Raw genomic sequence first — 25913 nt, 5'->3', positions numbered from 1 at the left:
TCTGTTTGCGAGTTTTCAAAACTTTATTTGGAGGTTCTCGCAAAACATCAGTAGGTATTTCGGTATCACGCAAAGTAGGGGAATGTTATGCACGCACAAGGTTTATACGATCCAAGTAATGAAAAAGACGCCTGCGGTGTCGGTTTTGTTGCTCACATTAAGGGCAAGAAGTCGCATGCCATCGTTGAGCAAGGTTTGTTGATTCTGAAAAATTTGGATCACCGTGGCGCGGTCGGTGCTGATGCCTTAATGGGTGACGGTGCGGGTGTGTTGATTCAGATTCCTGACCAATACTATCGCGAAGAGATGGCGAAGCAAGGTGTGGACTTGCCACCGCCAGGTGAGTATGGCGTGGGCATGATCTTCTTACCGAAGGAACATGCTTCGCGTTTGGCGTGCGAACAAGAAATCGAACGTGCGGTGCGAGCTGAAGGCCAAGTGGTCTTGGGCTGGCGCGATGTGCCGGTGGATCGTGAAATGCCGATGTCGCCGACTGTGCGTGAAAAAGAGCCTGTGATTCGCCAGATCTTTATCGGTCGTGGTCCAGACATCATGGTGACCGATGCTTTGGAACGTAAGTTGTACGTGATTCGTAAATCGGCAGTACACGCGATTGAGGCTTTGCACCTCTTGCATGGTAAAGAATACTTCGTGCCTTCGATGTCGGCGCGCACGATTGTCTACAAAGGTTTGCTGTTGGCTGACCAAGTCGGCGTTTATTACAAAGATTTGCAAGACGAACGTTGTGTGTCAGCTTTGGCTTTGGTGCATCAGCGTTTCTCCACCAATACTTTCCCTGAATGGCCATTGGCTCACCCCTACCGCATGATTGCGCACAACGGTGAGATCAATACCGTTAAAGGTAATTTCAACTGGATGCGTGCACGTGAAGGCGTGATGAAGTCCGCGGTGCTCGGTGACGATTTGCAAAAACTCTATCCACTGATTTTTGAAGGTCAATCCGATACCGCAAGTTTTGATAACGCGCTTGAACTATTGGTGATGGCAGGTTATCCAATCGCCCAAGCGATGATGATGATGATTCCTGAAGCTTGGGAAAACCACACCATGATGGACGACAACCGTCGCGCTTTCTACGAATACCACGCCGCGATGATGGAACCATGGGATGGCCCAGCGGCGATGGCATTTACTGATGGCCGTCAAATCGGCGGTACCTTGGATCGCAATGGTTTGCGTCCAGCGCGTTACATTATTACTGACGATGATTTAGTGGTGATGGCGTCGGAATCGGGCGTATTGCCAATTCCAGAAGCTCGCATCATCAAAAAATGGCGTCTGCAACCGGGCAAGATGTTCTTGATCGACTTAGAAGCAGGTCGCATCATCGACGATAAAGAAATCAAAGATACCTACGCGAATGCCAAGCCATACAAGCAGTGGATTAATTCAGTGCGTATCAAGCTCAGTTCCTTGAAAGGCGAGCCAGACAATACGCCAGAAGCTGCGTCCTTATTGGATCGCCAGCAAGCGTTTGGTTACACTCAGGAAGACATTAAATTCTTGATGGAACCGATGGCAGTATCGGGTGAAGAAGCGATTGGTTCTATGGGCAATGATGCTTCTTTGGCGGTGATGTCCAACAAGCTCAAACCGCTCTACAACTATTTCAAACAGTTATTCGCGCAAGTGACGAATCCACCGATCGATCCTATCCGCGAAGCGATGGTGATGTCCTTGGTGTCTTTCATTGGTCCTAAGCCGAATCTGCTCGACACCAACAACATCAATCCACCGATGCGTCTGGAAGTATCGCAACCGATCTTGAATTTCGACGATATCGCCAAGCTGCGCAATATCAGTGCGAATACGGGCGGCAAGTTCAAATCTTACGAACTCGATATTTGCTATCCAGTCGCTTGGGGCAAAGATGGTATTGAAGCGCGCTTAGCATCCATCTGTGCGGAAGTAGTCGATGCGGTCAAATCTGGTCACAACATCATGATCATTACTGATCGCAAAATGGATGCAAATTTTGTGGCGATTCCTGCCTTGTTGGCGACTTCTACTGTGCATCAACATTTGGTGAGCAAGGGTTTGCGGACCACTACCGGCTTGGTCGTAGAAACAGGTTCAGCGCGTGAAACACATCACTTCGCTTTGTTGGCTGGCTATGGCGCAGAAGCGGTACATCCATACTTGGCGATGCAAACGCTCGCTGACATGGCAAACAAGCTGAAAGATGTCGACGCAGAAAAAGCCATCTACAACTACACCAAAGCGATCGGCAAGGGCTTGCATAAAGTCATGTCGAAAATGGGTATCTCGACTTATATGTCTTACTGCGGCGCGCAGATTTTTGAAGCCGTTGGTTTGAATAAATCCTTGGTCGATAAATACTTCAAAGGTACGGCATCGAATGTCGAAGGTATTGGTGTATTTGAAGTAGCAGAAGAAGCGATGCGTTTGCACAAGGCCGCTTTTGGTAGCGATCCTGTGCTGACCAATGCTTTGGATGCGGGTGGTGAATATGCATTCCGTATCCGTGGTGAAGACCATATGTGGACGCCAGATTCGATTGCGAAGTTGCAGCATTCCACACGTTCGAATAACTTTAATTCCTACAAAGAATACGCACAGATCATCAATGATCAATCCAAACGTCATATGACTTTGCGTGGCTTGTTTGAATTTAAGATTGATCCTAGCAAAGCGATTCCGCTGGATCAGGTTGAGCCAGCCAAAGAGATTGTCAAACGCTTTGCAACTGGCGCGATGTCTATGGGATCAATTAGTACCGAAGCGCACGCGACTTTGGCGGTGGCGATGAACCGTATCGGCGGCAAATCGAATACCGGTGAGGGCGGCGAAGATCCTGCTCGCTACACACAAGAATTGAAGGGTATTCCGATCAAGCAGGGCGCGAGTTTGGCGTCGGTGATTGGGCGTGATCAAGTCGAAGTGGATATTGATTTGCAAGAAGGCGATTCATTGCGTTCACGCATTAAGCAAGTCGCGTCTGGTCGTTTTGGTGTGACTGCAGAATACTTGTGTTCCGCTGATCAGATTCAGATCAAGATGGCACAAGGTGCGAAGCCAGGTGAAGGTGGTCAGTTGCCAGGTCATAAGGTATCTGATTACATCGCTAAATTGCGTTTCTCTGTGCCAGGTGTGGGCCTGATTTCTCCGCCACCGCACCACGATATTTACTCGATCGAAGATTTGGCGCAATTGATTCATGATTTGAAAAACGTCAATCCACGTGCATCGATCTCTGTGAAATTGGTATCCGAAGTGGGTGTCGGTACGATTGCTGCTGGTGTGACCAAAGCGAAGTCAGATCACATCGTGATCGCAGGTCATGACGGTGGTACTGGTGCATCGCCTTTGTCATCGATCAAGCATGCTGGCACGCCTTGGGAACTCGGCTTGTCCGAAGCACAGCAAACCTTGGTCTTGAATGGTTTGCGTGGTCGTGTTCGCGTACAGGCTGATGGTCAAATGAAGACTGGCCGTGACGTGGTGATTGCTGCGATGTTGGGTGCTGATGAAATCGGTTTTGCGACAGCACCATTGGTGGTGGAAGGTTGCATCATGATGCGCAAGTGCCATTTGAATACTTGCCCGGTCGGTGTGGCAACACAAGATCCAGAACTGCGTAAGAAATTCTCTGGCAAGCCAGAATATGTGGTGAACTATTTCTTCTTCGTCGCAGAGGAAGCGCGTCAAATTATGGCGCAATTGGGTATCCGCACTTACGACGAATTGATTGGTCGCGTTGATCTGTTAGACAAGTCGAAAGCGATCTCGCACTGGAAAGCCAAGGGCTTAGATTTCAGTCGCATTTTCCATCAAGTGGATGCGGGTGCTGATGCTGCGGTTCGTCATGTGGAAGACCAAGATCACGGTTTGGATAAGGCACTCGACAATAAGTTGATCGCACAAGCGAAATTGGCTTTGGAAACCGGCGAAAAAGTTTCTTTCATCCAGCCAATTAAAAACTTAAACCGCACGGTTGGTGCCATGTTGTCGGGTGAAGTGGCGAAACGTTACGGCCATGCTGGCTTACCCGATGACACTATCCACGTGCAGTTACAAGGTACAGCGGGCCAATCTGCTGGCGCGTTCTTGGCACGTGGTGTGACCTTGGATTTGGTTGGCGAAGGCAATGACTATGTTGGTAAAGGCTTGTCAGGTGGTCGCATCATCATCCGTCCAAATACCGAATTCCGTGGTTGGGCAGTCGATAACATCATTTGTGGCAATACAGTGTTGTACGGTGCAATTGCCGGTGAAGCTTTCATCAACGGTGTAGCGGGCGAGCGTTTTGCGGTACGTAATTCTGGTGCATTAGCGATCATCGAAGGCACGGGTGATCATGGCTGCGAATACATGACAGGCGGCACGGTGGTGGTACTCGGCGCGACCGGTCGTAACTTTGCAGCAGGTATGTCAGGCGGTATTGCGTATGTCTACGATCCAGACGGCGAGTTTGCAGCGAAATGCAATATGGCGATGGTGAGTTTGGAATCGGTGTTAGCGGGTGATGAGCAAGAGAAAACCATAGACAAATCTCTGTGGCACGCGAAAACACGCGGTGGTCAGCGTGAAACGGATGAAGCGATTTTGCGTAGTTCGATTGAACGTCATTTCAAACATACAGGCAGCACCCGTGCGCGTAATTTGCTGGACGACTGGGCACGCAGCCGCGCGAAGTTTGTGAAGGTATTCCCGAACGAATACAAACGCGCCTTGGCTGAGATGTATGTAGCGGAACAGGCTGCTTTGAAGTTGGAAAAAGCGGCTTAAGGGCTGAGTAACATCGCCGCAGAGGCGCAGAGGTCGCAGAGAAACGGTGGTTTGGTATTACTCCTTCCCCTTCAAGGGGAAGGTTGGGATGGGGATGGGGTTTGTTTGTTCGTACCACCAAAACCCATCCCCACCCTAGCCCTCCCCTTGAAGGGGAGGGAATTCACGACTCCGAATCTGCGCTTACAGCGGCCTTTACAAAAAGATTTAAAAAGTTAAAACACGCGCATAGCGCCTAGCAAATTAGAGGTTTTATCATGGGAAAAGTAACCGGTTTTATGGAATACCAGCGCTTGCAAGAAGCGAGTGAAGCGCCTAAAACACGCCTGAAGCATTACAAAGAATTTTTGATGCACTTGGATGATGGACAAGCCAAGATCCAAGCTGCACGTTGTATGGATTGCGGCATTCCGTTTTGTAATAACGGCTGTCCAGTCAATAACATCATCCCTGATTGGAATGATCTGACTTATAACGGCAACTACCAACAAGCTTTGGAAGTGCTGCATTCAACGAATAACTTTCCAGAGTTCACTGGAAGAATTTGCCCAGCACCTTGTGAATCTGCTTGCACACTCGGGATCAACGAACTGCCAGTCGGCATCAAATCGATTGAACACTTCATCATCGACAAAGGCTGGGAAAATGGTTGGGTTACACCACAAATTCCGGCGCAGAAGACTGGTAAGAAAGTGGCGATTGTCGGCTCTGGCCCAGCAGGTTTGGCGGCGGCTCAGCAACTAGCGCGCGCTGGTCATGATGTCACAGTTTTTGAGAAAAATGATCGCGTTGGAGGCTTGCTGCGTTACGGCATTCCTGATTTCAAAATGGAGAAATCTCATATCGACCGTCGCGTTGAACAAATGCAAGCAGAGGGAGTGACTTTTCGTACTGGCGTTTTAGTCGGTAAAAATTTCCCAAGCAATATTACAAACTGGTCAAAAGAGACAGTGTCTCCCGACGAGTTGAAAAAAGAATTTGATGCTGTGATCGTTGCAGGTGGCGCAGAAGTGCCGCGCGATTTGCCTGTGCCTGGTCGCGAGCTCAAAGGTGTGCACTTCGCAATGGAATTTTTGCCGGTGCAAAATAAGGTGAATGCAGGAGACAAATATAAAGATCAGATCATGGCAAGCGGTAAGCACGTGGTCGTGATTGGTGGTGGTGATACAGGTTCAGATTGCGTAGGAACTTCGAATCGACATGGCGCAAAATCAGTCGCTCAATTTGAACTGATGCCACAACCACCAGAGCAAGAAAACAAGCCTTTAGTATGGCCTTACTGGCCTACCAAATTACGTACATCCTCTTCGCATGAAGAGGGCTGTGATCGTGATTGGGCAGTAGCGACGAAACGCTTAGAAGGTAAGGGCGGCAAAGTAGAAAAACTGATCGCATGTCGCGTCGAATGGAAAGACGGCAAGATGAGTGAAGTGCCTGATTCTGAATTCGAAATGAAGGCAGATTTAGTACTGTTAGCGATGGGTTTCGTCTCACCAGTTGGCCAAGTTTTAGAAGCCTTCGGTGTCGATAAAGATGCCCGCGGCAATGCACGCGCTACGACCGATGGTGAAGGCTGCTACAAAACCAATGTAGAAAAAGTTTACGCAGCTGGCGATATGCGCCGTGGTCAATCTTTAGTTGTATGGGCAATCCGCGAAGGCCGCCAATGCGCACGTGAAGTTGATGCGTTCTTGATGGGAGAATCCGTTTTGCCACGATGATTATTCTGTGGTGACTGCAGTTGTACCAAAATTTTGAGTAGCACCGTGTTGTTTAAGGCTTCCCTCCAATGTGTCTTTTATCAGATGTGTTGGAGGTTTTTTTATTCGATATCTTCTTATCGTGCAATATTGTTGATGTAGTACTTAAGTTGGTGACAGTACGCCTGATAGACACAAGTGATGGCTAGAGTTAAATTGTTAGTGCATTTAGAGAAGTGTTTTGCATTGAGCGTCCTGATTAAAAAGTATCTTTGTATCCTAGGAATTGTCGAACACTTTAAGCTTATTCATTCGACAAGGTCTTTTGAACGATACAAGTATGCATAGGTTTAAGAACTATTTTTTCGTAGCTATCTCTGTTGATGGATTGGGCGCAATCAGTGGCAGGACTAATTCAAATATCGTGCCTTTTCCAATGCGGCTTTTGACTTTGATATTACCACCCAAAATCGCGGTGACGATGTTGTAGCTGATGTGTAAGCCTAAGCCGCTTCCGCCTTGGCCCATGCGGGTGGTAAAGAAGGGATCGAAGATGCGGCTGAGATTGTCTTCGCTGATGCCTTTTCCATTGTCTTTGATTTGAATTCGTACTTTATCTAAATTAATGCGATTGGCCGTAATACGAATTTCACCACTGTGTTTTTCGTCGAACGCGTGCACCAGTGCGTTGATGATCATATTGCTGATTACTTGCCCATAGGGGCCGGGGTAGCTGTCTAATTCGATATCCGAAGGGATTTGAATTTTGAGTTGATGTAGATCGCGTCGTATCCGTCCACCTAGCGTGGAGGCGACTTCGGTGGTGACGGTTTGTAAGTTAAATACGCGTCGTTTGTCGGAGGTTTGGTCAACCGCAATTTGTTTGAAACTGGTAATCAGATTGGCGGCATTTTCTAAATTTCTCATTAACAGCGTGCAAGCGGTTTTGGTTTGCGCACTGAAATTTTCTAAACGCGAGCGCCGAATGCTTCCCGATTGAACATCTTGTACTAATTGTTCGCTGAGTTCATCAAGCGAACTCGCGGTGAGTAAACTATTGCCGATAGGCGTGTTAAGTTCATGCGCGATGCCTGCAACGAGCGAACCCAACGCCGCTAGTTTTTCTTGTTCGACTAATTTACTTTGCGTTATCTGCAGGCGTTGATAAGAACTCGCATTGTCAAACGCTACTGCTGCATAAGAGCCGAGCGAGCGTAGGATGGTGACGTCATTTTCTTGGTAGGTATTGCTATCTTCACTTTGTACTGCGATCACGCCTATCACGCGCTGGTTCAACATAATTGGTACATAAATCGCGGAGCGTGGCATTTTCATCGCTTGATTGTCAGCGAGTTTAATTTGGCTGGTATTAAATTCGAGACTAATGAAGCTGTCTAGCTCTCTAGTGTCTAGGGTTAGTTCATTGAGGAGTAGTTCTTTGCCCGACAGTGCACATTGTGTCGCAGGTTGTTCACTTGCATCCAGACTGCGTTGATAAGATGGAATTGCTTGTCCATTTTCGATCACGTAGTCGAAGCGAATGACGCGATGTTCCCAATCAACAATGCCTATGCCAAAGGTGTTGCCTGGTATTAGTTCTTGGACGAAGGTGTACAGGCTCTTTTCGATTGCATGAACTTCTAACGAGGCGGTGATTTGCTTACCCATCTCTGCTAGTAGCGCGATTTTATGCCTTGCCTGTTCGGCGGCATCTTTTTGCAGCATGGCTTCTCGCGTGCGTTCTATGATTTCTTGTTCTAAGTGTCTTTTATTGGCACGTAAGCGCAGCGTGTATAGATGTATGCCACCAAATATGGTGGCGCCGATCATGATGATCCATAAGGCGTACGCCCAATGGGTGCGGTACCACGGTGGCAGAATACTGAACTGATAAACTGCCTCGTCCGATATGGTGCCGTAGATATTTTTAGCTCTGACACGAAAGTGATAATTACCTTCTGGGATATTGGTATATTCCTTGGAACTGATGCTACTCCATTCACTCCAATCTGGATCAAAACCTTCTAATTGATATTGAAATTGGGTGCTACCTGGCTTCTCAAAAAAGTCGGCAGAAAATTCAAACATTAAGGCATTTTGTTGATAAGCGAGTTGTGGAGTATAAGATGCCGTTTGCTTTAATTGGAAAGCGGTCAATGCATTCTCAATGGCAGCTTGATTGCCATAGCTACCTTCAAAAATGACCTCGGAAGTATTCGCCGCCACGCGTCTTATCATGGTGGAGAATGCTTGCGTATAGTTTTTTTCTGCTTGAGTATTAATGCGATAAAGGTTTTCTCCCATTAACCAAATACTGCCATCAGGATGCACATAGGCTGATTCGTCGTTTGCACTCAAGCCACGAAATGCTTGGCTATTATTTTCAAAGCTACCGTCTGGTTTGCGTTGAAGTAGTTGTACACCTTCTGCGGTTTGTAATAGATAAGTGCCTGCTTGCACCACATTGATATCGCTTACACCAAGACTGCCATCACTAAATCGTGCACCAAAACGTGGGTCTGGTTTAAATTGTGTTTGTTCTGCGGTATCTGACCATGCAGCGATGTTTGCGCTATACAGCCCTTTGCTGGTGGTAACGAATAAAGTGTCATCGATAAATTTGGCGCGATTTCCATTCAGATGCGGTAAGCCTTGCTCAAGCCCGATTCGTTGCAGTCTAATTTGACTAGGATCATCACCTGTAAAGTGCAGGCGAATTAATCCTTGCACTTCAGAAGATAACCATAAATCGCCGCTAGCATCGGCGCTAATGCGTCGAATGTTTTCGTGAATTTGTGGGAATCGATGGAGTAACTTCCATTCTTTATTTTCGCGTTTGAAAATTTCAAGTCCACCCATTTTTCCCATAAATAGATAATCGGGCCAACGTGGCGAAGTACCAATTGCATAGCCATCGGTGCCAGAATCGTTGATGCGTTGCACTTGATTATTTGCGAGTTTGAATAAACCACGGCTAGAGGCAATCATCAGATCACCGCCGATTTCTTTGAACTGCCAAATCTCGCTCGGGCTATTGGGAATAGCGACGAACTGCGCGGCGTCGTGTGATTGCTTATAGTGAAACGGTACTTGTCTGAGTATGGCTTGATAGGTACCAACATAAAACTCAGTTTGATGCGCGATACTAGAGATCGAAATTCCATCGATGCCATTGCGCGCGCTATAAACAGTTTGTGGCACACTCAATTCAATATGAGAAATACCTGAGTTGGTGCTCGCCCAAAGATTGTTGGCTTTATCGAGCATCACACTGGCAACTGTATTGTCGATCAAGCCCGCATTGCGATTGATTGCCGCATGTATTTTCCCTTGACGATTGAGCAGTATGAGGCCGCCCTTGATAGTGCTGATGGCAAATAGTTGTTCACCTACCGGTATCATCTTGTAGAGAAAGAGTTGATCGATGCTGATGTAGTCATCGATTTCTGTGTTGAATTTGCTTATCAGCGTTGCTGTTTTATCGTTGCTATGAGCGCGGTAAGTTTTTTGTGTATCGTTCCAGAGTGTGCCGAGATCGAGTGTAAGAAAGTCGCCTGAAGCACGTGCTGCAAGAATTTGATGTGGGCCAAAAGAACTTAGTACTACACGTTTACCGTTAGCCACTTTTGCAAAATCCGGAAGTGCGGTGATTTCGCCAGCGGCAATCATACTTAATCCAAGTTCGCTATCCACATAGAAAAGGTGGTCATTCATCACCATCGCTTGCGATGAAGCAAACTTTCCATTTATGACGCTGATCTGACCTTGGTGGTAACGAAAAATTCTGCTACGCGTTAAAAAGTAAGTTCCATGCGAGGTGATTTCAATCTGCCACACATCATTAAAGTTGTGCTCGTGGGTAGGAATCTTTTCCAGCAGCGAGATCGCTTCGACTTTGCCTTTTTTATCCACGGCGAGATAGCCAAGATCGCCAATAGAACCATAAAAAATCGTTTGATCTTGGGCAATCGCTAATGCGCGGACAATAGGGTTACCAGTGGTTGTAATCTTCTGCCAACGCTGCCCATCGAATTCAATTAAGCCAGAAGAATTACCAAAGTAAATAATGCCGCGCTGATCTTGAACGGAGATCCAATTTTGGCTGTGTGCTTTATACGTTTTGGAATCGTAATTGTGGATAATAGGCGAGCCCAGCATGGGCGCGATAGGGGCGATCGTATTTGTGGTTTGCGGCACTTGTCCGTTGGCATACATCGCATTACACAAGAGCACGATGCCAAGTAAAAAGTGGATGCTAGCGTTGAACGAATCCCCAAATAACCGCACTGCGCATCCTCCTTCTCATTTGAAAGACATTGACGTAAATGCAAATACACCGATTTAACTTGTAATCCGATTTTGATAGGGCGATTTACAATTCGCTCTAGCACTAATTTAGCATCGAATTTTTGTGCTAAGTGCTTCACGACTGTTTAAATGTCATATAGTGATATGAAACAGTTGCTGTACGCATACATTTGTGATGGATGAGAACAATTTAAATAATTTACTTGTCAATATGCTTTGGTATGAACTCAGCAAGTTGAATACACCTCTGACGTTAGAGGCGTATCTTCAATAGAAGTGATTTTTAAATTAAGGCATGCCAGTGAGTGGTGCAATCAAGCATTGCAGTATTGAACTTTGGCGCATGCCAAGGAATCTATGCTTCGATCAGAATCGAATTGAGTCGCTATACGTCGCAAGAAATCAAGGAGTACATAAGATGGAAAAATTTCGCATTAAATTGGGCTTGTCGATCGTCGTTTTATTTTTCACCAATATGGTGTCAGCACAACAAACCGCCTTGTTGGCTTTAGGACCTCAAGAAGCGAAATCTTTACATGCACCATATGAATTTCGAGTCGCTAATTTCTCCAAAGATGAAGGTGCATATGGTAGTGGTGACTTGGTACTCATCATTAGTAATGACACTAAAACTGCGATCATCAATTTAAACGGTACGCGAACCGAATTACGCGCTCTACAACAGAATCCAAACGCCGAATGCAAGACAGGCACAAGCCGTCAGCAAGTCTACGCAAAAGAGCAATTGCGTTTGCAAGTCAAATTAACCTTGAGAACGGGCGAAGAAGCATGTTGGGCGGAAGGATTAATTTCCATCCGTACTGATAAACACACGCATCGTTATTTGGTGAAGGGTGTTAGTGGTTTGTGATGGTTTTGCGATCTTACAGGTGTGCAAGTAGGTGCTTGCGTGTCCACAGCTTGTTCGCGAAACCAAGCGTGACTAGACCTAAGCAGATAACTCCAAATAAATAGGCAAAGCCCAATTCAAATAGACCGGCTGACATGGGGTTTCGATTTCGCAGAAAGAAGGCCATGCCAATCAGTGCAGCAAACAATAAGCTAGATAGAAACAGATAAAAAATTATTCTAGAAGGATTGCGGCAGCCACGAATAAGAATGCCAATGCAGTAGGCAGCCAATAGTTCGATAGCGAGAGTGACTCCAGCGACCAAGCTTGAAAACGTGGGCAATGTAAACTCTCGTGCGAACAGCATATTGAAAATGATGACTATCATCAAGACCACTCCTATCCAAATCAAGTGGTAGATCACGCTTGATTTCAGGAGGTGCGTAGCGATAGACCCTTCGCGAAGTGAGCCAGGGCGTAGCAGGTGACGCCAATGCAAATTTCTTCCCATTAGGTGCGTACTGCTAACCATCGCAAAGAGAATGAATGCTAAGCAGTGTGGCAACGATACACCTTGTCCCCACGCAATTGTCATACCTCTGGCAAGGATGAAAACGCAAATCAATCCTAGTATTTTTATGCCCCAATCGATACTTGGCAGTGTCCCTGATTTTGATGATGGTTTGCGAATATTCAAGCTATAAAAACTAAGATAGAAATGCTTAATTACTTGAACAATATTCAGATTTTTGATTTCTTGATGAAACGAGATGCCTTTTGATAATGGGGCTTTTTCCCAGTGATAGTGCAGACAAAAAGCAATGATTGGCCATGCAAGACACCAAGAACCTTTTAACCACAATACAATTTCAGAGTCGCTAGTTTGTAATATCTCGTGGAGGCTAACAAGACAAATAATCGTTGCGATGATCAAGCTATTCAACATTGTATTGAAGTAGCGATTTAGGAATAAGGGGATGATGAATCCCAGACTAATGCTTAGCGATGTAAACGCCAATAAATCGAGTGTTGAGAATGATATTGAGTGACGAATTTCAATAAGGTTTACCGATATAAGTAATAAGCCCGACCACAGTGAAGCGCGTTTGATTAACGTGTTTTTCCATGCTTGCCAAAGTGAACTTGGTGTTTGTAGCGTAGCAAAAACTTTTGCGCCAGCTAGCATGCTGCAACCACATCGATAGCCCGCGACAAACAAGCTCATCAAGCTGACAGCGATAAATAGCGTAGTGAAAATTGGTGACACTACTTGATTCAATAAAAGCGCACTCCATGCGATCAATAAGAGTAGAAACCAAAGCTTACTAAAGTAGCCCGCATAGGTGTGATCGAACTGAAAATCGTATGTGAATGTTTTCATCATCATGAATTTAGTGCGATGAAAAGATCGTCGAGATTGTTTACCGGTGACATAGCTTCGATTGCCGTTGCGTTGATGAACGATGTTTCTTGATTGTTCACAGCATCTTTTATCTTACGAATATCGACGATTTGTTGCTGTGAGTTTTCTGCGATACAAAGTTGCTGCGGGACTGGCGTTGTGGTTTTCGGTATGATGCGAACGAACGCTAAGACATTGTCCCACTCTTCAAACAATTGTATGCGCCCATCACGAATAAATGCGACGTGTGAAATGACGCGTTCTAAATCGCTAAGTAAATGACTCGATATGATAATAGTTGGATGGTATTGAAATTGCTGAGTAGAAGATGTTGTATCACTTTCGAATTCTTTGTCCTCGTTTGAGTAGAAATCAATATTGAATGCACTATCTTGAAACAGTGAACGCATGAAATCGCGTCGAGTCATTGGATCTAAACTGGAAACAGGTTCATCCACCACGATTAAATCAGGCTGATGGGCAAGTGCCAGCACGACGGCTAGCTTTTGTTGATCGCCGCCAGACAATTGATTGACTTCTCGCGTCATCGGCAAACGCAAGCGGATCGCTAATTCAAGCGCTCGCCTTTCTTGCCAGCGTGGATATGCTTGGCCTATCATTTTGATGTGTTTTTCAACAGTTAGCCATGGGAATAAATCAGCGGCTTGCGCGACAAATCCTAGTCGCTCTCGAATAGCATCATTGATCGACAAAGTTGGTGTGTTAAAAATGCGAACCTCGCCTGCTTGTGGTACTTGTAAGCCGACAATACAGCGTAGCAGACTAGATTTGCCACTTCCGTTGGCACCAATTAAACCAACAACCGCACCTTGTGGTATCGCTAAGTTGATATCGTTCAGAACAGATTTGAATCCATAAGCAAGATGCAATTGATCGCATTCGATTGCGTAGGAATGTGTATTAGTCTGCGTCATGTTTGCTTTCAATTCCTAGCGTTCTAAGTGCTTGAACAAAAAGTTTCAAAGCTTGTGAATGATCTAAACCCAGTTGCTGTGCAACTTGCGCAGCGTTGAGCATTGCGGGCATGGCCAAATTCGTTTTATCTTTTGTGTTGCGCCGTCGATCTGCAACTACCATACCGACACCACGCATACGCACTAATACACCTTCTACCTCGAGCATGTTGTAGGCCTTGCTGACAGTCATTGGATTGATTGCATATTGCAAAGCAACGCTGCGTACCGACGGTAAAGTATCGCCTGCGTTCAATTGTCCGCTCACGATATAGCGTTTCACCTGATCCATGATCTGGCGAAAAATTGGCGTGCTACTAGATGGATGTATATCGTAGTTCATTGCGAATTAGTGTATCACTACGATAATACGCAATGCAACAGCGAGATTCAGCTTGAAAAAGTTTGTTGGTATTTAGAGATTATTGCGAAGATAGTCGCAAGGATAGAATTCGTTTAGTGCGTGTTAGCGAGTTGCCCCACGAATTAGCACTAAACGATTTTATTAAATATGCAAAGCGTGCCCTAAAGCGCGTAATGCAGCTTCTTGCACTGCTTCGCCCAAGGTGGGATGTGAGTGGATGGTGCCAGCGACATCTTCTAAGGTGGCACCCATTTCTAAGGACAATCCAAATGCAGCGCTCAATTCAGAAACGCCTTTACCGACTGCTTGCCAGCCTAGGATCAAGTGATTGTCTTTGCGAGCGACCACGCGTACGAAACCTTCGCTTGATTCTAAAGTCATGGAGCGACCATTCGCTGCAAATGGGAACATCGCGCTAATTGCTTCGATGCCTGCTGCTTGTGCTTCTTGCGGTGACTTGCCGACGACGACTAATTCAGGGTCGGTAAAGCATACTGCTGGGATCGAGGCTGGTATGAAATGACGGCGCTTACCTGCGATAATTTCTGCCACCATTTCGCCTTGTGCCATAGCGCGATGCGCCAACATAGGTTCGCCCGCCACATCGCCAATCGCCCATACATCACGCATAGAGGTGCGGCATTGATCATCGATTTTGATGGCGCGTCCGTTCATGTCTAGCATTAAGCTTTCCAAGCCAAAGCCTTCGGTGCGAGGACGACGTCCAACCGCGACTAAGACTTTATCGCAAGCAAGTTCAGATTCTTCACCTGCCGCGTTTTTGATACGCACGGCGCTATGGTCGGCATTCATCCCTTGTACGGTGCAGCCCAAGTGGACTTCGATTCCCAATTGTTTGAGTGCCGTTTTGACGACCTTGGTGAGTTCTTCATCGTAGGCAGGCAAGATGCGATCGAGTGATTCTACGACAGCGACTTCTGCACCGAGCTTACGATACGCGATGCCGAGTTCGAGGCCGATGTAGCCACCACCAACGACGACTAATTTCTTAGGAACTTCAGTGGGGGAGAGCGCTTCGGTCGAGCTAATGACTTTGCCATTGCTAGAACCAAAGGGCATGAAAGGCAATTGGACTGGTGTTGAGCCAGATGCGATCAGCAAGTGTTGGCAAGTAATGCGCTGCAACTCTTTGCCATCTTGCATGACGGCGACGGTTTTGCCATCAATAATTTGTGCCCAGCCTTTAATGACTTGCGCACCGTTTTTCTTGAGCAGCGCACCGACGCCGCTAGTTAAGCGTTTGACGATGCCATCTTTCCAGCTGACAGTTTGCTCGATGTTGATGCTGGGATCGCTGACTTGGATACCGATAGATGAGCCATGCGCATAATGCTTGGCCTTTTCAAATTCTTCAGCGGCATGGATCATCGCTTTGGATGGAATACAGCCAATATTGAGGCAAGTGCCGCCGAGCTGATCGCCTTCGATCAGGATAGTCGGAATTTTAAGCTGTGCAGCGCGAATCGCTGCGATGTAGCCGCCAGGGCCACCGCCGATCACGACTAGGGTTGTAGATGTTGTTTGCATGATGTGTTCTTGGATCTGGATAGAATTATTTGAACTTTAAGTTAGTAATGAATGATGTAAGTGTCATTGACACTCCTTCCCCTTCAAGGGGAAGGTTGGGATGGGGATGGGTTAAAGGCGATAATTTTTGCGAGCGCTTGTAACCCATCCCCACCCTAGCCCTCCCCCTTGAAGGGGAAGGAGTTTTTATCGTGCTCCGATTTACACCTCAGCGTTTTTTATCTTTCAATTTCATTCAATAAACAACGTAGCCGGACACTCCAAATAACCACGTATCGTCTGAATAAACTGCGCCGCATCCATACCATCGACCACGCGATGATCAAATGACGAGGATAAATTCATCATCTTGCGTGCTACCACTTGGCCATTGCGTATCATCGGGCGTTCCACCATTTTATTGACACCAATGATCGCTACTTCTGGAGAATTGATCACTGGTGTTGATACGATACCGCCCAAAGCACCCAAGCTAGAAATCGTAATAGTAGAGCCCGACAATTCTTCACGCGTTGCTTTGCCAGTACGCGCTGCTTCGGCGAGGCGTCCCATTTCATTGGCGTTACTCCAGAGGTCACGCGCTTCCGCATGACGTACCACCGGCACCATCAAACCCGCTGGTGTTTGTGCCGCAATACCTAGGTGAACCGCAGCAAATTGGGTAACCACACCTGCTTCATCATCGTAACGCGCATTGATTTGTGGATAGTCGCGTACTGCTAACACTACTGCACGCATCAGCAGCGGTAGCAAACTGAGCTTGCCGCGTTCTTTGCCCCACTTTTGATTCAGTTGCGTACGCAAAGCTTCAAGTTCAGTGACGTCAACTTCCTCGACATAAGAGAAATGCGGAATACGACGTTTTGCGTCTTGCATTTTTTGTGCAATTTTTCGACGTAGACCAATCACTGGAATTGCCGTTTCTTCGTGCAATTCGCGATAAGTGCTACCGCCCGATCCTGCAGAAACCGGACCACGCGCAAGGTATGCTTCAAGATCTTCATGCGTGATGCGACCTGCGGTTCCTGTGCCCGGCACAAATTGCAACTCAATACCTAAATCCCAAGCGCGACGACGTACTGCGGGCGAAGCGATCGGCTTCTCACCATTAGCGCGAGCCGCACTTGGCAAGCTGCTGCTGGATTTGGCTGCGACTGGCGCAGTGCTTGCTGGTATTGTAGCTGGCGTTGGAGTAGATGCAGCTGGAGCTGGTTTTTCGACTACCGCAGGCGCTGGTTTTGCTGCTGCAGGTGCAGGCGTTGTTGGTGCGGCTGCCACTGGCGTAGCTGCGTTGGCATCCACGTTGCCAGCGCCTTCCACTTCAATGCGTATCAACTCAGATCCTACCGCCATCACCTGACCAGCAGCACCACCAAGTGCCAACACCTTGCCATGCACAGGGCTAGGAATTTCAATGGTCGCTTTATCGGTCATGACATCCGCCATCACCTGATCTTCGACGATCATGTCGCCCACTTTCACATTCCACGCAACCAACTCTACTTCTGCAATGCCTTCACCAATATCTGGCATTTTAATGACATGAATACCCATCTTATTTCTCCATCGCACGTTTAAATGCCGCGGCAACGCGGGCTGGACCAGGGAAGTAATCCCATTCTTGCGCATGCGGGTAGGGAGTATCCCAGCCTGTCACGCGTTCGATAGGTGTTTCCAGATGGTAGAAACAATGCTCTTGAACTAGTGCAGTGAGTTCGGCGCCAAAGCCGCTGGTGCGGGTCGCTTCATGCACAATCACACAACGTCCTGTCTTCTTCACAGATTTCAAAATGGTGGGTAAGTCGAGTGGCCATAAGCTGCGCAGATCGATGATTTCAGCATCGATACCACTTTCTTCGGTCGCCGCTTCAGACACCCATACCATGGTGCCATACGTCAGTACGGTTAAGTCTTTTCCTTCGCGGAAGACAGCAGCCGATTCGAGTGGCACAGTGTAGTAACCTTCCGGCACATCGCCCATAGGATGCTTAGACCATGGCACTACCGGTTGATCATGATGGCCATTGAAAGGGCCGTTATAAATGCGTTTAGGCTCTAAGAAAATGACAGGGTCATTGTTTTCGATGGAAGCGATCAGTAAGCCTTTGGCATCGTAAGGGTTGGATGGCATTACTGTGCGCAAACCGCAGACATGGGTAAACACGGCTTCGGGGCTTTGGCTATGTGTTTGACCACCATAGATGCCACCGCCACACGGTGTGCGTATGGTTAACGGTGCGGTGAAATCACCTGCGGAGCGGAAACGCAGACGTGCTGCTTCAGAGACGATTTGATCGTACGCAGGGTAGATGTAGTCGGCAAATTGAATCTCGATACAAGGACGCAAGCCATATGCGCCCATACCAATTGCTGCACCCACGATACCACTTTCGGAAATCGGCGCATCAAACACACGCGATTTGCCATACTTCTTCTGTAAACCTTCGGTACAACGAAATACACCACCGAAGTAGCCGACGTCTTGTCCGAAAACGACGACATTATCATCACGCTCTAACATCACATCCATCGCTGATCGCAGCGCCTGGATCATGGTCATCGGCGTGGTCTTGCCTTTTAGATCTTCACTCATTGCATGGTTCCTTTAGCTACCTGATTAGATGCCCAATTGTTGGCGTTGTTGACGCAGATGCTCAGGCATATGCTCATAGATGTCTTCAAACATCTCTGCCGGACTAAACACATGGTTATCCGCCAGACTACCGAGCGTTTCGGCTTCTTTCTGGGCAGCGATCACCATCGCTTCTAGTTCTTTCTGGGTATCTTCATGCTCTTGTTCGGACCATGCTCCTTGATTGATTAAATACTGTTTAAGACGCGTAATCGGATCGCCGAGCGGGAAATGGCTGGCATCGTCAAGTGGACGATATTTAGATGGATCGTCTGATGTGGAATGAGGGCCTGCACGATAAGTAACCCATTCAATCAAGGTAGGGCCAAGATTATTACGTGCACGATCGGCTGCCCATTTCGACGCTGCATACACTGCGAGGAAATCATTGCCGTCGACGCGAAGGGCTGCAATGCCACAGCCTACACCACGTGCAGCAAAGGTCGTGTTCTCACCACCCGCAATTGCTTGGAAAGTGGAAATCGCCCACTGATTATTCACCACATTCAAAATCACCGGAGCGTGATACACATGCGCGAAAGTGAGTGCCGTATCGAAGTCCGCTTCAGCAGTGGCACCGTCGCCTATCCATGCAGAAGCGATCTTAGTGTCGCCCTTGATTGCAGAAGCCATCGCCCAACCGACCGCTTGTATGTATTGGGTAGCGAGGTTGCCGGAAATCGAAAAGAAGCCTGCTTCCTTAATCGAATACATGACCGGCAACTGACGCCCCTTGAGTGGATCACCCTCGTTAGACAGCAATTGGCAAATTAAGCCTTTGAGGGGTACGTCACGCACCATCAGAATACTTTGCTGACGGTAGGTCGGAAAACACATATCGTCGCGATTTAAAGCCATTGCTTGCGCCGCACCAATTGCTTCTTCGCCCAAGCTTTGCATGTAGAAAGACATTTTCTTTTGGCGTTGTGCGATCAACATGCGCGAATCAAAAATGCGTGTCTTCATCATTGCCCGCATTCCAGCGCGCAAGGTCTCAATACTAATATCAGGAACCCAAGGTCCAACTGCGTTCCCTTGCTCATCGAGCACGCGAATTAGCGAGTAAGCGATGTCACGCGTATCGACTGGCGTCACATCGATATCTGGACGACGCACTTCGCCAGCAGCGGATAAACGCAAATAGGAAAAGTCGGTTTTTTGACCGGGACGGCCGGTGGGTTCCGGTACGTGTAAACGTAACGGTTCTGTGTGTGGCATGGTTTGTCTCCTTGCTCAATTGTGTCGAGCAAAAGTGGTGATATTTCACTACACCTGTGTTGTGGTGCAGCATTTTTCTTTGTTTGTGGCGTTGGATTCTTATGGAATAAAACGCCGAGAAAGCCTTCAATCTTTCTGGCGCAAAGTATCCACAAATCGTCTGTGATTGGCAAGTAAAGTTAGCTTATTTCTTGACCTAATTTAAGAAATTTATTGCTTGATTTTTGGTGCAAGTGTGGTGTTTGGTATTTGCCGTTTGTCTTTGCTCTGCTTGAACATCAAGATATATTGAGAGTTTCTAGCTTGTCTGAAGCTTCCGTCAAAAACTAAATTCTAAGCGCACAATATCCTTCATCCGAATTATTGTGGAATATTCGAGTAGACTGATCGCTTCTTGTTTTTATTTGTAAGATAAATATGTCGAGAACTTGGGAATTAGAGGATGTGTCTGGTCGAGCAATTGAGGCTCCCTATACTTTTTACTTGCCATCCGCACAGTTGATTGCGCAATTGCAAGTTGGGGATCTGGTGAAATTGATCTTTCAATTCGAAATTCAAAGCGAGATTGAAAGCGAGGATGCTTATTCTGCTGAGCGTATGTGGGTAGAAATCACTTCTCGCGAAGGCGATGAGTTTGTTGGAAGGCTAGATAACTCGCCACGATTTATCCCTGATTTGCAAGTCAATGATGAGATTCGTTTTTCTGCTTGCCATATCATTCAATCACAAAGAGATGATCCCGTTCCTAGCTTGGCTGATCAGTACACCGAGCGATGTTTTGTAACTAGTGCGGTGTGGAAGGACAGGCGTCCGGTGCGCGTCTTGTATCGTGAAACGTTGGATGAGGAAGATATTGCACGTCGATATAGTGGCTGGACTTTGGCTGCGGGTGATGAAACTGACGAATATTGCGATAATCCTGACAATTGGCATTTCGTGTCTCTTGGTGCAGTATTGAATTTGGACGATCAGTTTAGAGCACTGATTGATCTGCCATTCACGCATGAAATTGAATATGTTTGGAACACGCAAACCGAGACCTTCGACGAGCAAAGCACTTAATCAACGCACTTAATCAATGATACCGATATCTCCAATTCACTCATTTGCTAAGGTGTTTGAAAATGCATCCGGAAAAAGTTTGTCGTGAGCGCCTGCGGGTATTGACTGACTTACCCAATATCGGGAAGGCAGGGGCTGCAGACCTGGTGTTGCTTGGCATTACTCTTCCAGACCAGTTAGTCGGCCGTGATCCGTTGCAGATGTATCATGACTTGTGTCGGTTGACTCAACAAAGACATGATCCTTGTGTGATCGATGTATTTATTTCGATTACACGGTTTATGGATGGTGAGCCAGCGCGCGCATGGTGGTGTTTTACAGAGGAGCGCAAACGTCTGGTCGCAAGTGCTTAATTTGAATTCCTAGTCGTTGATATTAGCGTGAGAGTGCAAATTGCGATGTCAATAAGCTTCATTGCCACTGTGATTGTGGGCTGGCAGTCGAGGGCTGGTAGTTGTCTCGATCGAATTTTCTTTCCACACGTCTAATCAAAAAAACATTTTGGTCTTGTTTAATAATACCTTTGGGATTGTTAAATGCGCCTATCAAAATAAATTCGGCTTAGTTTTCGCTTGGTTTCAAACTTCCGCCTGAATTTCGGGTCTAAAACCGATAATTTCGTGTTTTATGCCATTTTTTATATCGCAAAAAGCGACTTTTAGCATCGTTGCTGACTTTAAGTTCATTTATTTTGCATGATTTTGTGCGATGCAAAAGAATTTAAATCGATTATTTATTGTTTAGCTGAATTAAATTCCGATATTTTAATTATGTATCAAATTTAATTATTTCGTTACATTTTTCATAGCACGGGAAGACAACTCGATTTCTCGTTCTGGTTTACAATCTCACCTTTATTTCAGAAATTGATCGTCGTGCCCAATCTAGTTGAAATTCGTGATTTGCAGTTTGGCTATGGCAACCGGAATATTTTGTCCGGTTTGAACATGGATTTCCCGCGCGGCAAAGTGATTGCCGTCATGGGAGGTTCTGGTTCAGGTAAGACCACTATCCTGCGTTTGATTGGCGGACAGATCGCGCCTCAGCGTGGTCATGTGTCCGTCAATGGTGAAATTGTTCATCATCTCAAAACAGATGGACTATATGCCCTGCGTCGTAAGATGGGCATGCTGTTTCAGCATGGCGCTTTGTTTACTGATCTGAGTGTGTTTGATAACGTCGCCTTCCCACTGCGAGAGCATGCCAAGTTATCAGACAGCATGATTCAGGATTTGGTGATGATGAAGCTGAACGCAGTTGGTTTGCGTAACGCGGCGAAGTTAAAGCCATCAGAAATTTCTGGTGGGATGGCGCGCCGTGTCGCTTTAGCGCGTGCGGTTGCACTTGATCCGCAGTTGATTATGTATGACGAACCATTCGCAGGCCTAGATCCCATTTCTATGGGTGTGACGGCTACTTTGATTCGCAATTTAAATAATGCGCTTGGCTCCACAAGTATTTTGGTATCTCATGATGTGCATGAGACTTTTATTATTGCCGATTACGTGTATTTTTTATCGCAAGGAAAAATTGTCGCGCAAGGTACGCCAAAGGAAATGTTGGAATCAACCGATCCATACGTCAAACAATTCGTACATGCAGAAAGCGACGGTCCTGTGCCTTTCCACTACCCAGGCAAATCGATGGCTGACGAGCTTGGCTTGAAGCGACATTCTGGAGATGCGACATGATGACACAGTTAATTAGTCGCCTCGGTCAATTCACTCGCGAGACCATCGAAAATCTTGGTCATGCTAGCCGCAGTTTTGTCAGCATCGTGGTTAATTCTCCTAGCCTATGGCGTAGGCCGCAATTGATCGCCGATCAGGTGCATTTCATCGGCAATTACTCATTGGTAATCATCGCGATTTCGGGTCTGTTTGTTGGTTTCGTACTCGGCTATCAAGGTTATTACACCTTAAATCGTTACGGTTCAGAAGAAGCCTTGGGTTTGTTGGTTGCCTTGTCGCTTGTACGCGAACTTGGACCAGTCGTTACCGCTTTACTTTTCGCTGGTCGGGCAGGTACTTCATTAACTGCAGAAATCGGTTTAATGAAGGCGGGTGAGCAATTGGCGGCGATGGAGATGATGGCGGTCAATCCGCTGCAACGTGTGGTTGCACCGCGCTTTATCGCAGGCGTTATTGCTTTGCCGATTCTGACGCTAATTTTTAATGCGATGGGCATCATCGGTGGTTACTTAGTCGGCGTGTCGCTGATTGGTGTTGATAGCGGTTCCTTCTGGTCGCAAATGCAAGCTGGTGTCGATATTTGGGGTGATCTTGGTAACGGCATTATCAAGAGTATCGTGTTCGGATTTGCAGTCACTTTTGTCGCCTTGTATCAAGGTTACGAAGCGACACCAACACCTGAAGGTGTGGCACGTGCGACTACGCGTACGGTAGTCATTTCTTCTTTGCTGGTGCTGTGGTTGGATTTCTTGCTAACTGCATGGATGTTCCAATAAAGCGCTTTCTGGCTTCGGGTTTGGCTTTGAGTTTGAATTTGAATTTATACAATCGCACTGATGGCGACAATGTCACGGTGGATTTTGGTAAGAGGTAAAAACAATGCAAAAAAAATCAATCGACTTTTGGGTAGGCATTTTCGTCCTGCTAGGTGCGGCATCTTTATTATTTTTGGCTTTGAAGGCGGGCAATATGAGCAGCCTGTCTTTTGAACAAACGTATGAGGTCACTACCAAGTTCGACAATATTGGTGGATTAAAACCAAACGCTGCCGTGAAGAGTGCAGGGGTTGTGGTGGGGCGTGTGAGCTCGATTAATTTTGACGATAAGACTTTTCAGGCGACAGTGACGCTAAAAATGGAAAAGCGTTATAGCTTTCCCAAAGACACTTCTGCAAAAATTTTAACGGCTGGCTTGTTAGGCGAGCAGTATATTGGATTAGAAGCGGGTGGCGATGTGAAGAATTTGGCAGCAGGTGACAAAATTACGATGACGCAATCAGCAGTAGTTTTGGAAAACCTGATTAGCCAATTCTTGTTCAGCAAAGCCGCTGAAGGCAAGGAAGAACAAAAATGAGTTTCCAGTTTTTAAATCGCATACAGCTCAGTAGTTTTGCTTTACGCGTGCTTATCTTGTGCGCAATTGGCTTTAGCATGACTGCTTGCTCAACGGTGACAAAAGTAAAATCGAAAGCATTGGTTACCTTAGAGAAAGTGAGCGAAACCACAGGTATCGGGAATAATCCAGATGATCCTTTGGAAGGCTTTAATCGCTCTATGTTTAATTTCAATGAGAGTTTAGATGCCTCTGTTTTGAAACCAACTGCGCAAGCGTACCAATCCGTTACGCCTGATTTTGTGCAAACAGGGATTGGCAACTTCTTTAGTAATATCGGCGACGTTTGGACCGCGGTAAATAATGTTTTGCAAGGCAATATCGGTGACGGCGTGAATGATATTTTACGTTTTGGCGTCAATACGACATTTGGGTTGGCAGGCTTGATTGATATCGCAAGTGCCGCTGGTATGCCTAAACATCGTGCTGACTTTGGTCAAACGCTGGGTGTGTGGGGTGTCCCCTCTGGGCCGTTTGTGATGTTGCCGGTATTAGGCGCATCAACCTTGCGAGATACGATTGCGACACCGATTGATTTCAAAGGCGATATTTTGTATTCGCAAACCTCAACCGCAGTGAAAAATTCGACTTCGGTATTGAAAGTGATCGACAAACGCGCTGCCGCTTTAGATGCAGTTAGTTTGATTGAAGAGGCTGCTCTTGATAAGTATGTATTCATTCGCGGTGCTTATTTGCAAAGAAGAGAGAGTCAAATTAGTGCAGGCAAAAAAGAAGAGCAGGAATAAGCCGAGGTTAATTTACTTGGTGAACTTGCTGAATCTGCATTGATTGTTTAAAGGTGTAAGGGGAGATTGGAAAAGCGTCAACCAAATGTCCATAGCCGTAGTTAAGGTAAAAGTAAGGTAAAAGTAAGGTTCAAGTAAGGCTAAAGTAAAGTCAAAGCAACCTCAAACTGCAGTCTATGGATTTATTCCACAAGTAATCTCACAAATCAGGAAAATATGATGAAAAAAATTAGTCGTTTTTTAGTTAGTCTTTTTATCGGTGTAAGTTTGATCGGTGCCGTACAAGCGCAAGAAGCACCGGATGTTTTGATTAAACGCTTGAGCACCGAGATCATCGATGCGGCGAAGACCGATAAGGATATTCAGTCTGGAAATCGTCAACGTATTAATGATCTGGTCGAAACGAAGGTTTTGCCACATATTAATTTCGAACGGATGACATCATTGGCTGTGAGTAAAAGCTGGCGTACCGCTACACCAGAGCAACAGAAACAGTTGGTGACGGAATTTCGCACTTTGTTGATTCATACCTATTCAGGTGCGATTACGCAAATTCGCGATCAACGCGTTGAATTTAAGCCTTTCCGCAGTGCTCCAGATGATACTGAAGTGGAAGTGAAAAGCTTGGTGATTCAAACACGTGGCGAACCTTTGCAATTGAGCTACCGTTTGGAAAAAACAGCGTCTGGCTGGAAAATTTTTGACATCAATGTTTTAGGTGCATGGTTGGTTGAAACCTACAAAGGTAGCTTCTCAGCAGAAGTGAACAAGAGTGGCGTCGATGGTTTGATCAAAACTTTGATCGAGAAAAACAAAAAGTTGGCAGCAGCGCCTGCTAAGAAATAATTATTTATTTAATGTCGGAGTCCAGCATGGTCTTGCAAGATCAAGAATTAAGTTTGCGTAACGCAGTATCCGTGTCAGAAGCGGGTTTGCAAGCGATTCATGCTGGCTCAAATCAAATCGATATGTCGCCATTGAAGGCGGTAGATTCGAGCGCGGTTGCAGTAATGCTTGCGTGGCAACGTCAGGCGCAATCTTCCAATCAAGCATTGCAATTTGTTGGTGTCCCTGCAAGCTTGATGAGCTTAATTTCTCTTTATGGTTTGACTGAGTTCTTTGACTTGGTCGAGGCCACTTCATTTGAGCGACATTGATCCTCATATCTTTTATACCGATTGTCTATACAAGTGCTGCAATAAAGCGCAACCCATAATCGGACAAAATCCCCTATAATCTCGTGTTTTCACGGCAAT

The 25913-nt window shown here is 46.4% G+C and carries 19 protein-coding genes; 11 read left to right on the top strand and 8 right to left on the bottom strand.

Annotated features, from left to right (window positions below; translation table 11 throughout):
* The first annotated feature begins 87 nt into the window (after window positions 1–87).
* Both IE103_RS11510 and IE103_RS11505 read left to right on the top strand, forming a co-directional pair.
* On the top strand, window positions 88–4770 hold the full coding sequence (locus tag IE103_RS11510; protein WP_189346240.1) for a glutamate synthase-related protein: 4683 nt from the start codon (window positions 88–90) through the stop codon (window positions 4768–4770).
* Window positions 4771–5027: 257 nt separating this feature from the next.
* Window positions 5028–6491, top strand: coding sequence for a glutamate synthase subunit beta (locus tag IE103_RS11505; RefSeq protein WP_189346239.1), 1464 nt, complete (start codon window positions 5028–5030; stop codon window positions 6489–6491).
* A 336-nt stretch (window positions 6492–6827) separates the two neighbouring features.
* Here IE103_RS11505 and IE103_RS11500 read toward each other — a convergent pair whose 3' ends face one another.
* Complete coding sequence (locus IE103_RS11500; protein WP_189346238.1) at window positions 6828–10757, bottom strand: ATP-binding protein; 3930 nt, start codon at window positions 10755–10757, stop codon at window positions 6828–6830.
* Window positions 10758–11196: 439 nt separating this feature from the next.
* Here IE103_RS11500 and IE103_RS11495 point away from each other — a divergent pair, with 439 nt between their 5' ends.
* Complete coding sequence (locus tag IE103_RS11495; RefSeq protein WP_189346237.1) at window positions 11197–11649, top strand: hypothetical protein; 453 nt, start codon at window positions 11197–11199, stop codon at window positions 11647–11649.
* Between the two features lie 13 nt (window positions 11650–11662).
* Here the strand turns inward: IE103_RS11495 and IE103_RS11490 are convergent, their stop codons facing one another.
* The 7 genes from IE103_RS11490 to IE103_RS11460 form a co-directional block, all read right to left on the bottom strand.
* Window positions 11663–12814 carry a hypothetical protein gene (locus IE103_RS11490; RefSeq protein ID WP_189346236.1) on the bottom strand — a complete coding sequence of 384 codons (1152 nt, stop codon included), beginning with the start codon at window positions 12812–12814 and terminating at the stop codon, window positions 11663–11665.
* A 197-nt stretch (window positions 12815–13011) separates the two neighbouring features.
* Window positions 13012–13965, bottom strand: a complete 954-nt coding sequence (locus IE103_RS11485; RefSeq protein ID WP_189346235.1) for an ABC transporter ATP-binding protein — start codon at window positions 13963–13965, stop codon at window positions 13012–13014.
* Window positions 13952–14347, bottom strand: a complete 396-nt coding sequence (locus tag IE103_RS11480; RefSeq protein WP_189346234.1) for a GntR family transcriptional regulator — start codon at window positions 14345–14347, stop codon at window positions 13952–13954. Before IE103_RS11480 ends, IE103_RS11485 begins: the two co-directional genes overlap by 14 nt.
* Window positions 14348–14509: 162 nt before the next feature.
* Window positions 14510–15919 carry a dihydrolipoyl dehydrogenase gene (gene lpdA / locus IE103_RS11475; protein WP_229827255.1) on the bottom strand — a complete coding sequence of 470 codons (1410 nt, stop codon included), beginning with the start codon at window positions 15917–15919 and terminating at the stop codon, window positions 14510–14512.
* A 228-nt stretch (window positions 15920–16147) separates the two neighbouring features.
* Complete coding sequence (locus IE103_RS11470; protein WP_189346232.1) at window positions 16148–17470, bottom strand: dihydrolipoamide acetyltransferase family protein; 1323 nt, start codon at window positions 17468–17470, stop codon at window positions 16148–16150.
* A gap of 1 nt (window position 17471) precedes the next feature.
* Window positions 17472–18509, bottom strand: a complete 1038-nt coding sequence (locus IE103_RS11465; RefSeq protein ID WP_189346231.1) for an alpha-ketoacid dehydrogenase subunit beta — start codon at window positions 18507–18509, stop codon at window positions 17472–17474.
* A 24-nt stretch (window positions 18510–18533) separates the two neighbouring features.
* Window positions 18534–19766, bottom strand: a complete 1233-nt coding sequence (locus tag IE103_RS11460) for a 3-methyl-2-oxobutanoate dehydrogenase (2-methylpropanoyl-transferring) subunit alpha (protein WP_189346230.1) — start codon at window positions 19764–19766, stop codon at window positions 18534–18536.
* Window positions 19767–20183: 417 nt separating this feature from the next.
* Between IE103_RS11460 and IE103_RS11455 the strand changes: the two genes are divergently transcribed.
* The 8 genes from IE103_RS11455 (at window position 20184) to IE103_RS11420 (ending at window position 25814) form a co-directional block, all read left to right on the top strand.
* Window positions 20184–20828, top strand: a complete 645-nt coding sequence (locus tag IE103_RS11455; protein ID WP_189346229.1) for an immunity protein Imm33 domain-containing protein — start codon at window positions 20184–20186, stop codon at window positions 20826–20828.
* 62 nt (window positions 20829–20890) lie between these two features.
* Window positions 20891–21181, top strand: coding sequence for a helix-hairpin-helix domain-containing protein (locus IE103_RS11450; RefSeq protein ID WP_189346228.1), 291 nt, complete (start codon window positions 20891–20893; stop codon window positions 21179–21181).
* Window positions 21182–21703: 522 nt separating this feature from the next.
* Window positions 21704–22519: an ABC transporter ATP-binding protein gene (locus IE103_RS11445; protein ID WP_189346227.1), complete on the top strand. Its 816-nt coding sequence runs from the start codon at window positions 21704–21706 to the stop codon at window positions 22517–22519.
* A complete protein-coding gene (mlaE, locus tag IE103_RS11440) occupies window positions 22519–23295 on the top strand; it encodes a lipid asymmetry maintenance ABC transporter permease subunit MlaE (RefSeq protein ID WP_373295239.1) in 777 nt (258 codons plus the stop codon). The genes IE103_RS11445 and mlaE overlap by 1 nt, the downstream gene beginning before the upstream one ends.
* 103 nt (window positions 23296–23398) lie before the next feature.
* Window positions 23399–23872 carry an outer membrane lipid asymmetry maintenance protein MlaD gene (gene mlaD / locus IE103_RS11435; RefSeq protein ID WP_189346225.1) on the top strand — a complete coding sequence of 158 codons (474 nt, stop codon included), beginning with the start codon at window positions 23399–23401 and terminating at the stop codon, window positions 23870–23872.
* Window positions 23869–24657: an MlaA family lipoprotein gene (locus IE103_RS11430; RefSeq protein WP_229827233.1), complete on the top strand. Its 789-nt coding sequence runs from the start codon at window positions 23869–23871 to the stop codon at window positions 24655–24657. Before mlaD ends, IE103_RS11430 begins: the two co-directional genes overlap by 4 nt.
* Window positions 24658–24876: 219 nt before the next feature.
* Window positions 24877–25503 carry an MlaC/ttg2D family ABC transporter substrate-binding protein gene (locus tag IE103_RS11425; RefSeq protein WP_189346368.1) on the top strand — a complete coding sequence of 209 codons (627 nt, stop codon included), beginning with the start codon at window positions 24877–24879 and terminating at the stop codon, window positions 25501–25503.
* Between the two features lie 26 nt (window positions 25504–25529).
* Window positions 25530–25814, top strand: a complete 285-nt coding sequence (locus tag IE103_RS11420) for an STAS domain-containing protein (protein WP_189346224.1) — start codon at window positions 25530–25532, stop codon at window positions 25812–25814.
* The last annotated feature ends 99 nt before the right edge of the window (window positions 25815–25913 follow it).

The sequence above is a fragment of the Affinundibacterium macrobrachii genome, assembly GCF_014652415.1.
GTDB classification, from domain to species: Bacteria; Pseudomonadota; Gammaproteobacteria; order Burkholderiales; family Burkholderiaceae_D; genus Undibacterium; species Undibacterium macrobrachii.
Note: the sequence above shows the minus strand (reverse complement) of the source record. Positions and strands in the feature narration are given on the sequence as shown.

Excerpts from the sequence above, each read along its gene's own strand:
- IE103_RS11490 (WP_189346236.1), bottom strand. The coding sequence starts at position 12,814 with ATGCTAGCTGGCGCAAAAGTTTTTGCTACGCTACAAACACCAAGTTCA.
- IE103_RS11510 (WP_189346240.1), top strand. The coding sequence starts at position 88 with ATGCACGCACAAGGTTTATACGATCCAAGTAATGAAAAAGACGCCTGC.
- IE103_RS11450 (WP_189346228.1), top strand. The coding sequence starts at position 20,891 with ATGCATCCGGAAAAAGTTTGTCGTGAGCGCCTGCGGGTATTGACTGAC.
- IE103_RS11460 (WP_189346230.1), bottom strand. The coding sequence starts at position 19,766 with ATGCCACACACAGAACCGTTACGTTTACACGTACCGGAACCCACCGGC.
- mlaE (WP_373295239.1), top strand. The coding sequence starts at position 22,519 with ATGACACAGTTAATTAGTCGCCTCGGTCAATTCACTCGCGAGACCATC.
- IE103_RS11480 (WP_189346234.1), bottom strand. The coding sequence starts at position 14,347 with ATGAACTACGATATACATCCATCTAGTAGCACGCCAATTTTTCGCCAG.
- IE103_RS11420 (WP_189346224.1), top strand. The coding sequence starts at position 25,530 with ATGGTCTTGCAAGATCAAGAATTAAGTTTGCGTAACGCAGTATCCGTG.
- IE103_RS11485 (WP_189346235.1), bottom strand. The coding sequence starts at position 13,965 with ATGACGCAGACTAATACACATTCCTACGCAATCGAATGCGATCAATTG.
- IE103_RS11495 (WP_189346237.1), top strand. The coding sequence starts at position 11,197 with ATGGAAAAATTTCGCATTAAATTGGGCTTGTCGATCGTCGTTTTATTT.
- IE103_RS11470 (WP_189346232.1), bottom strand. The coding sequence starts at position 17,470 with ATGGGTATTCATGTCATTAAAATGCCAGATATTGGTGAAGGCATTGCA.
- IE103_RS11465 (WP_189346231.1), bottom strand. The coding sequence starts at position 18,509 with ATGAGTGAAGATCTAAAAGGCAAGACCACGCCGATGACCATGATCCAG.
- IE103_RS11505 (WP_189346239.1), top strand. The coding sequence starts at position 5,028 with ATGGGAAAAGTAACCGGTTTTATGGAATACCAGCGCTTGCAAGAAGCG.
- mlaD (WP_189346225.1), top strand. The coding sequence starts at position 23,399 with ATGCAAAAAAAATCAATCGACTTTTGGGTAGGCATTTTCGTCCTGCTA.
- IE103_RS11430 (WP_229827233.1), top strand. The coding sequence starts at position 23,869 with ATGAGTTTCCAGTTTTTAAATCGCATACAGCTCAGTAGTTTTGCTTTA.
- IE103_RS11425 (WP_189346368.1), top strand. The coding sequence starts at position 24,877 with ATGAAAAAAATTAGTCGTTTTTTAGTTAGTCTTTTTATCGGTGTAAGT.
- IE103_RS11455 (WP_189346229.1), top strand. The coding sequence starts at position 20,184 with ATGTCGAGAACTTGGGAATTAGAGGATGTGTCTGGTCGAGCAATTGAG.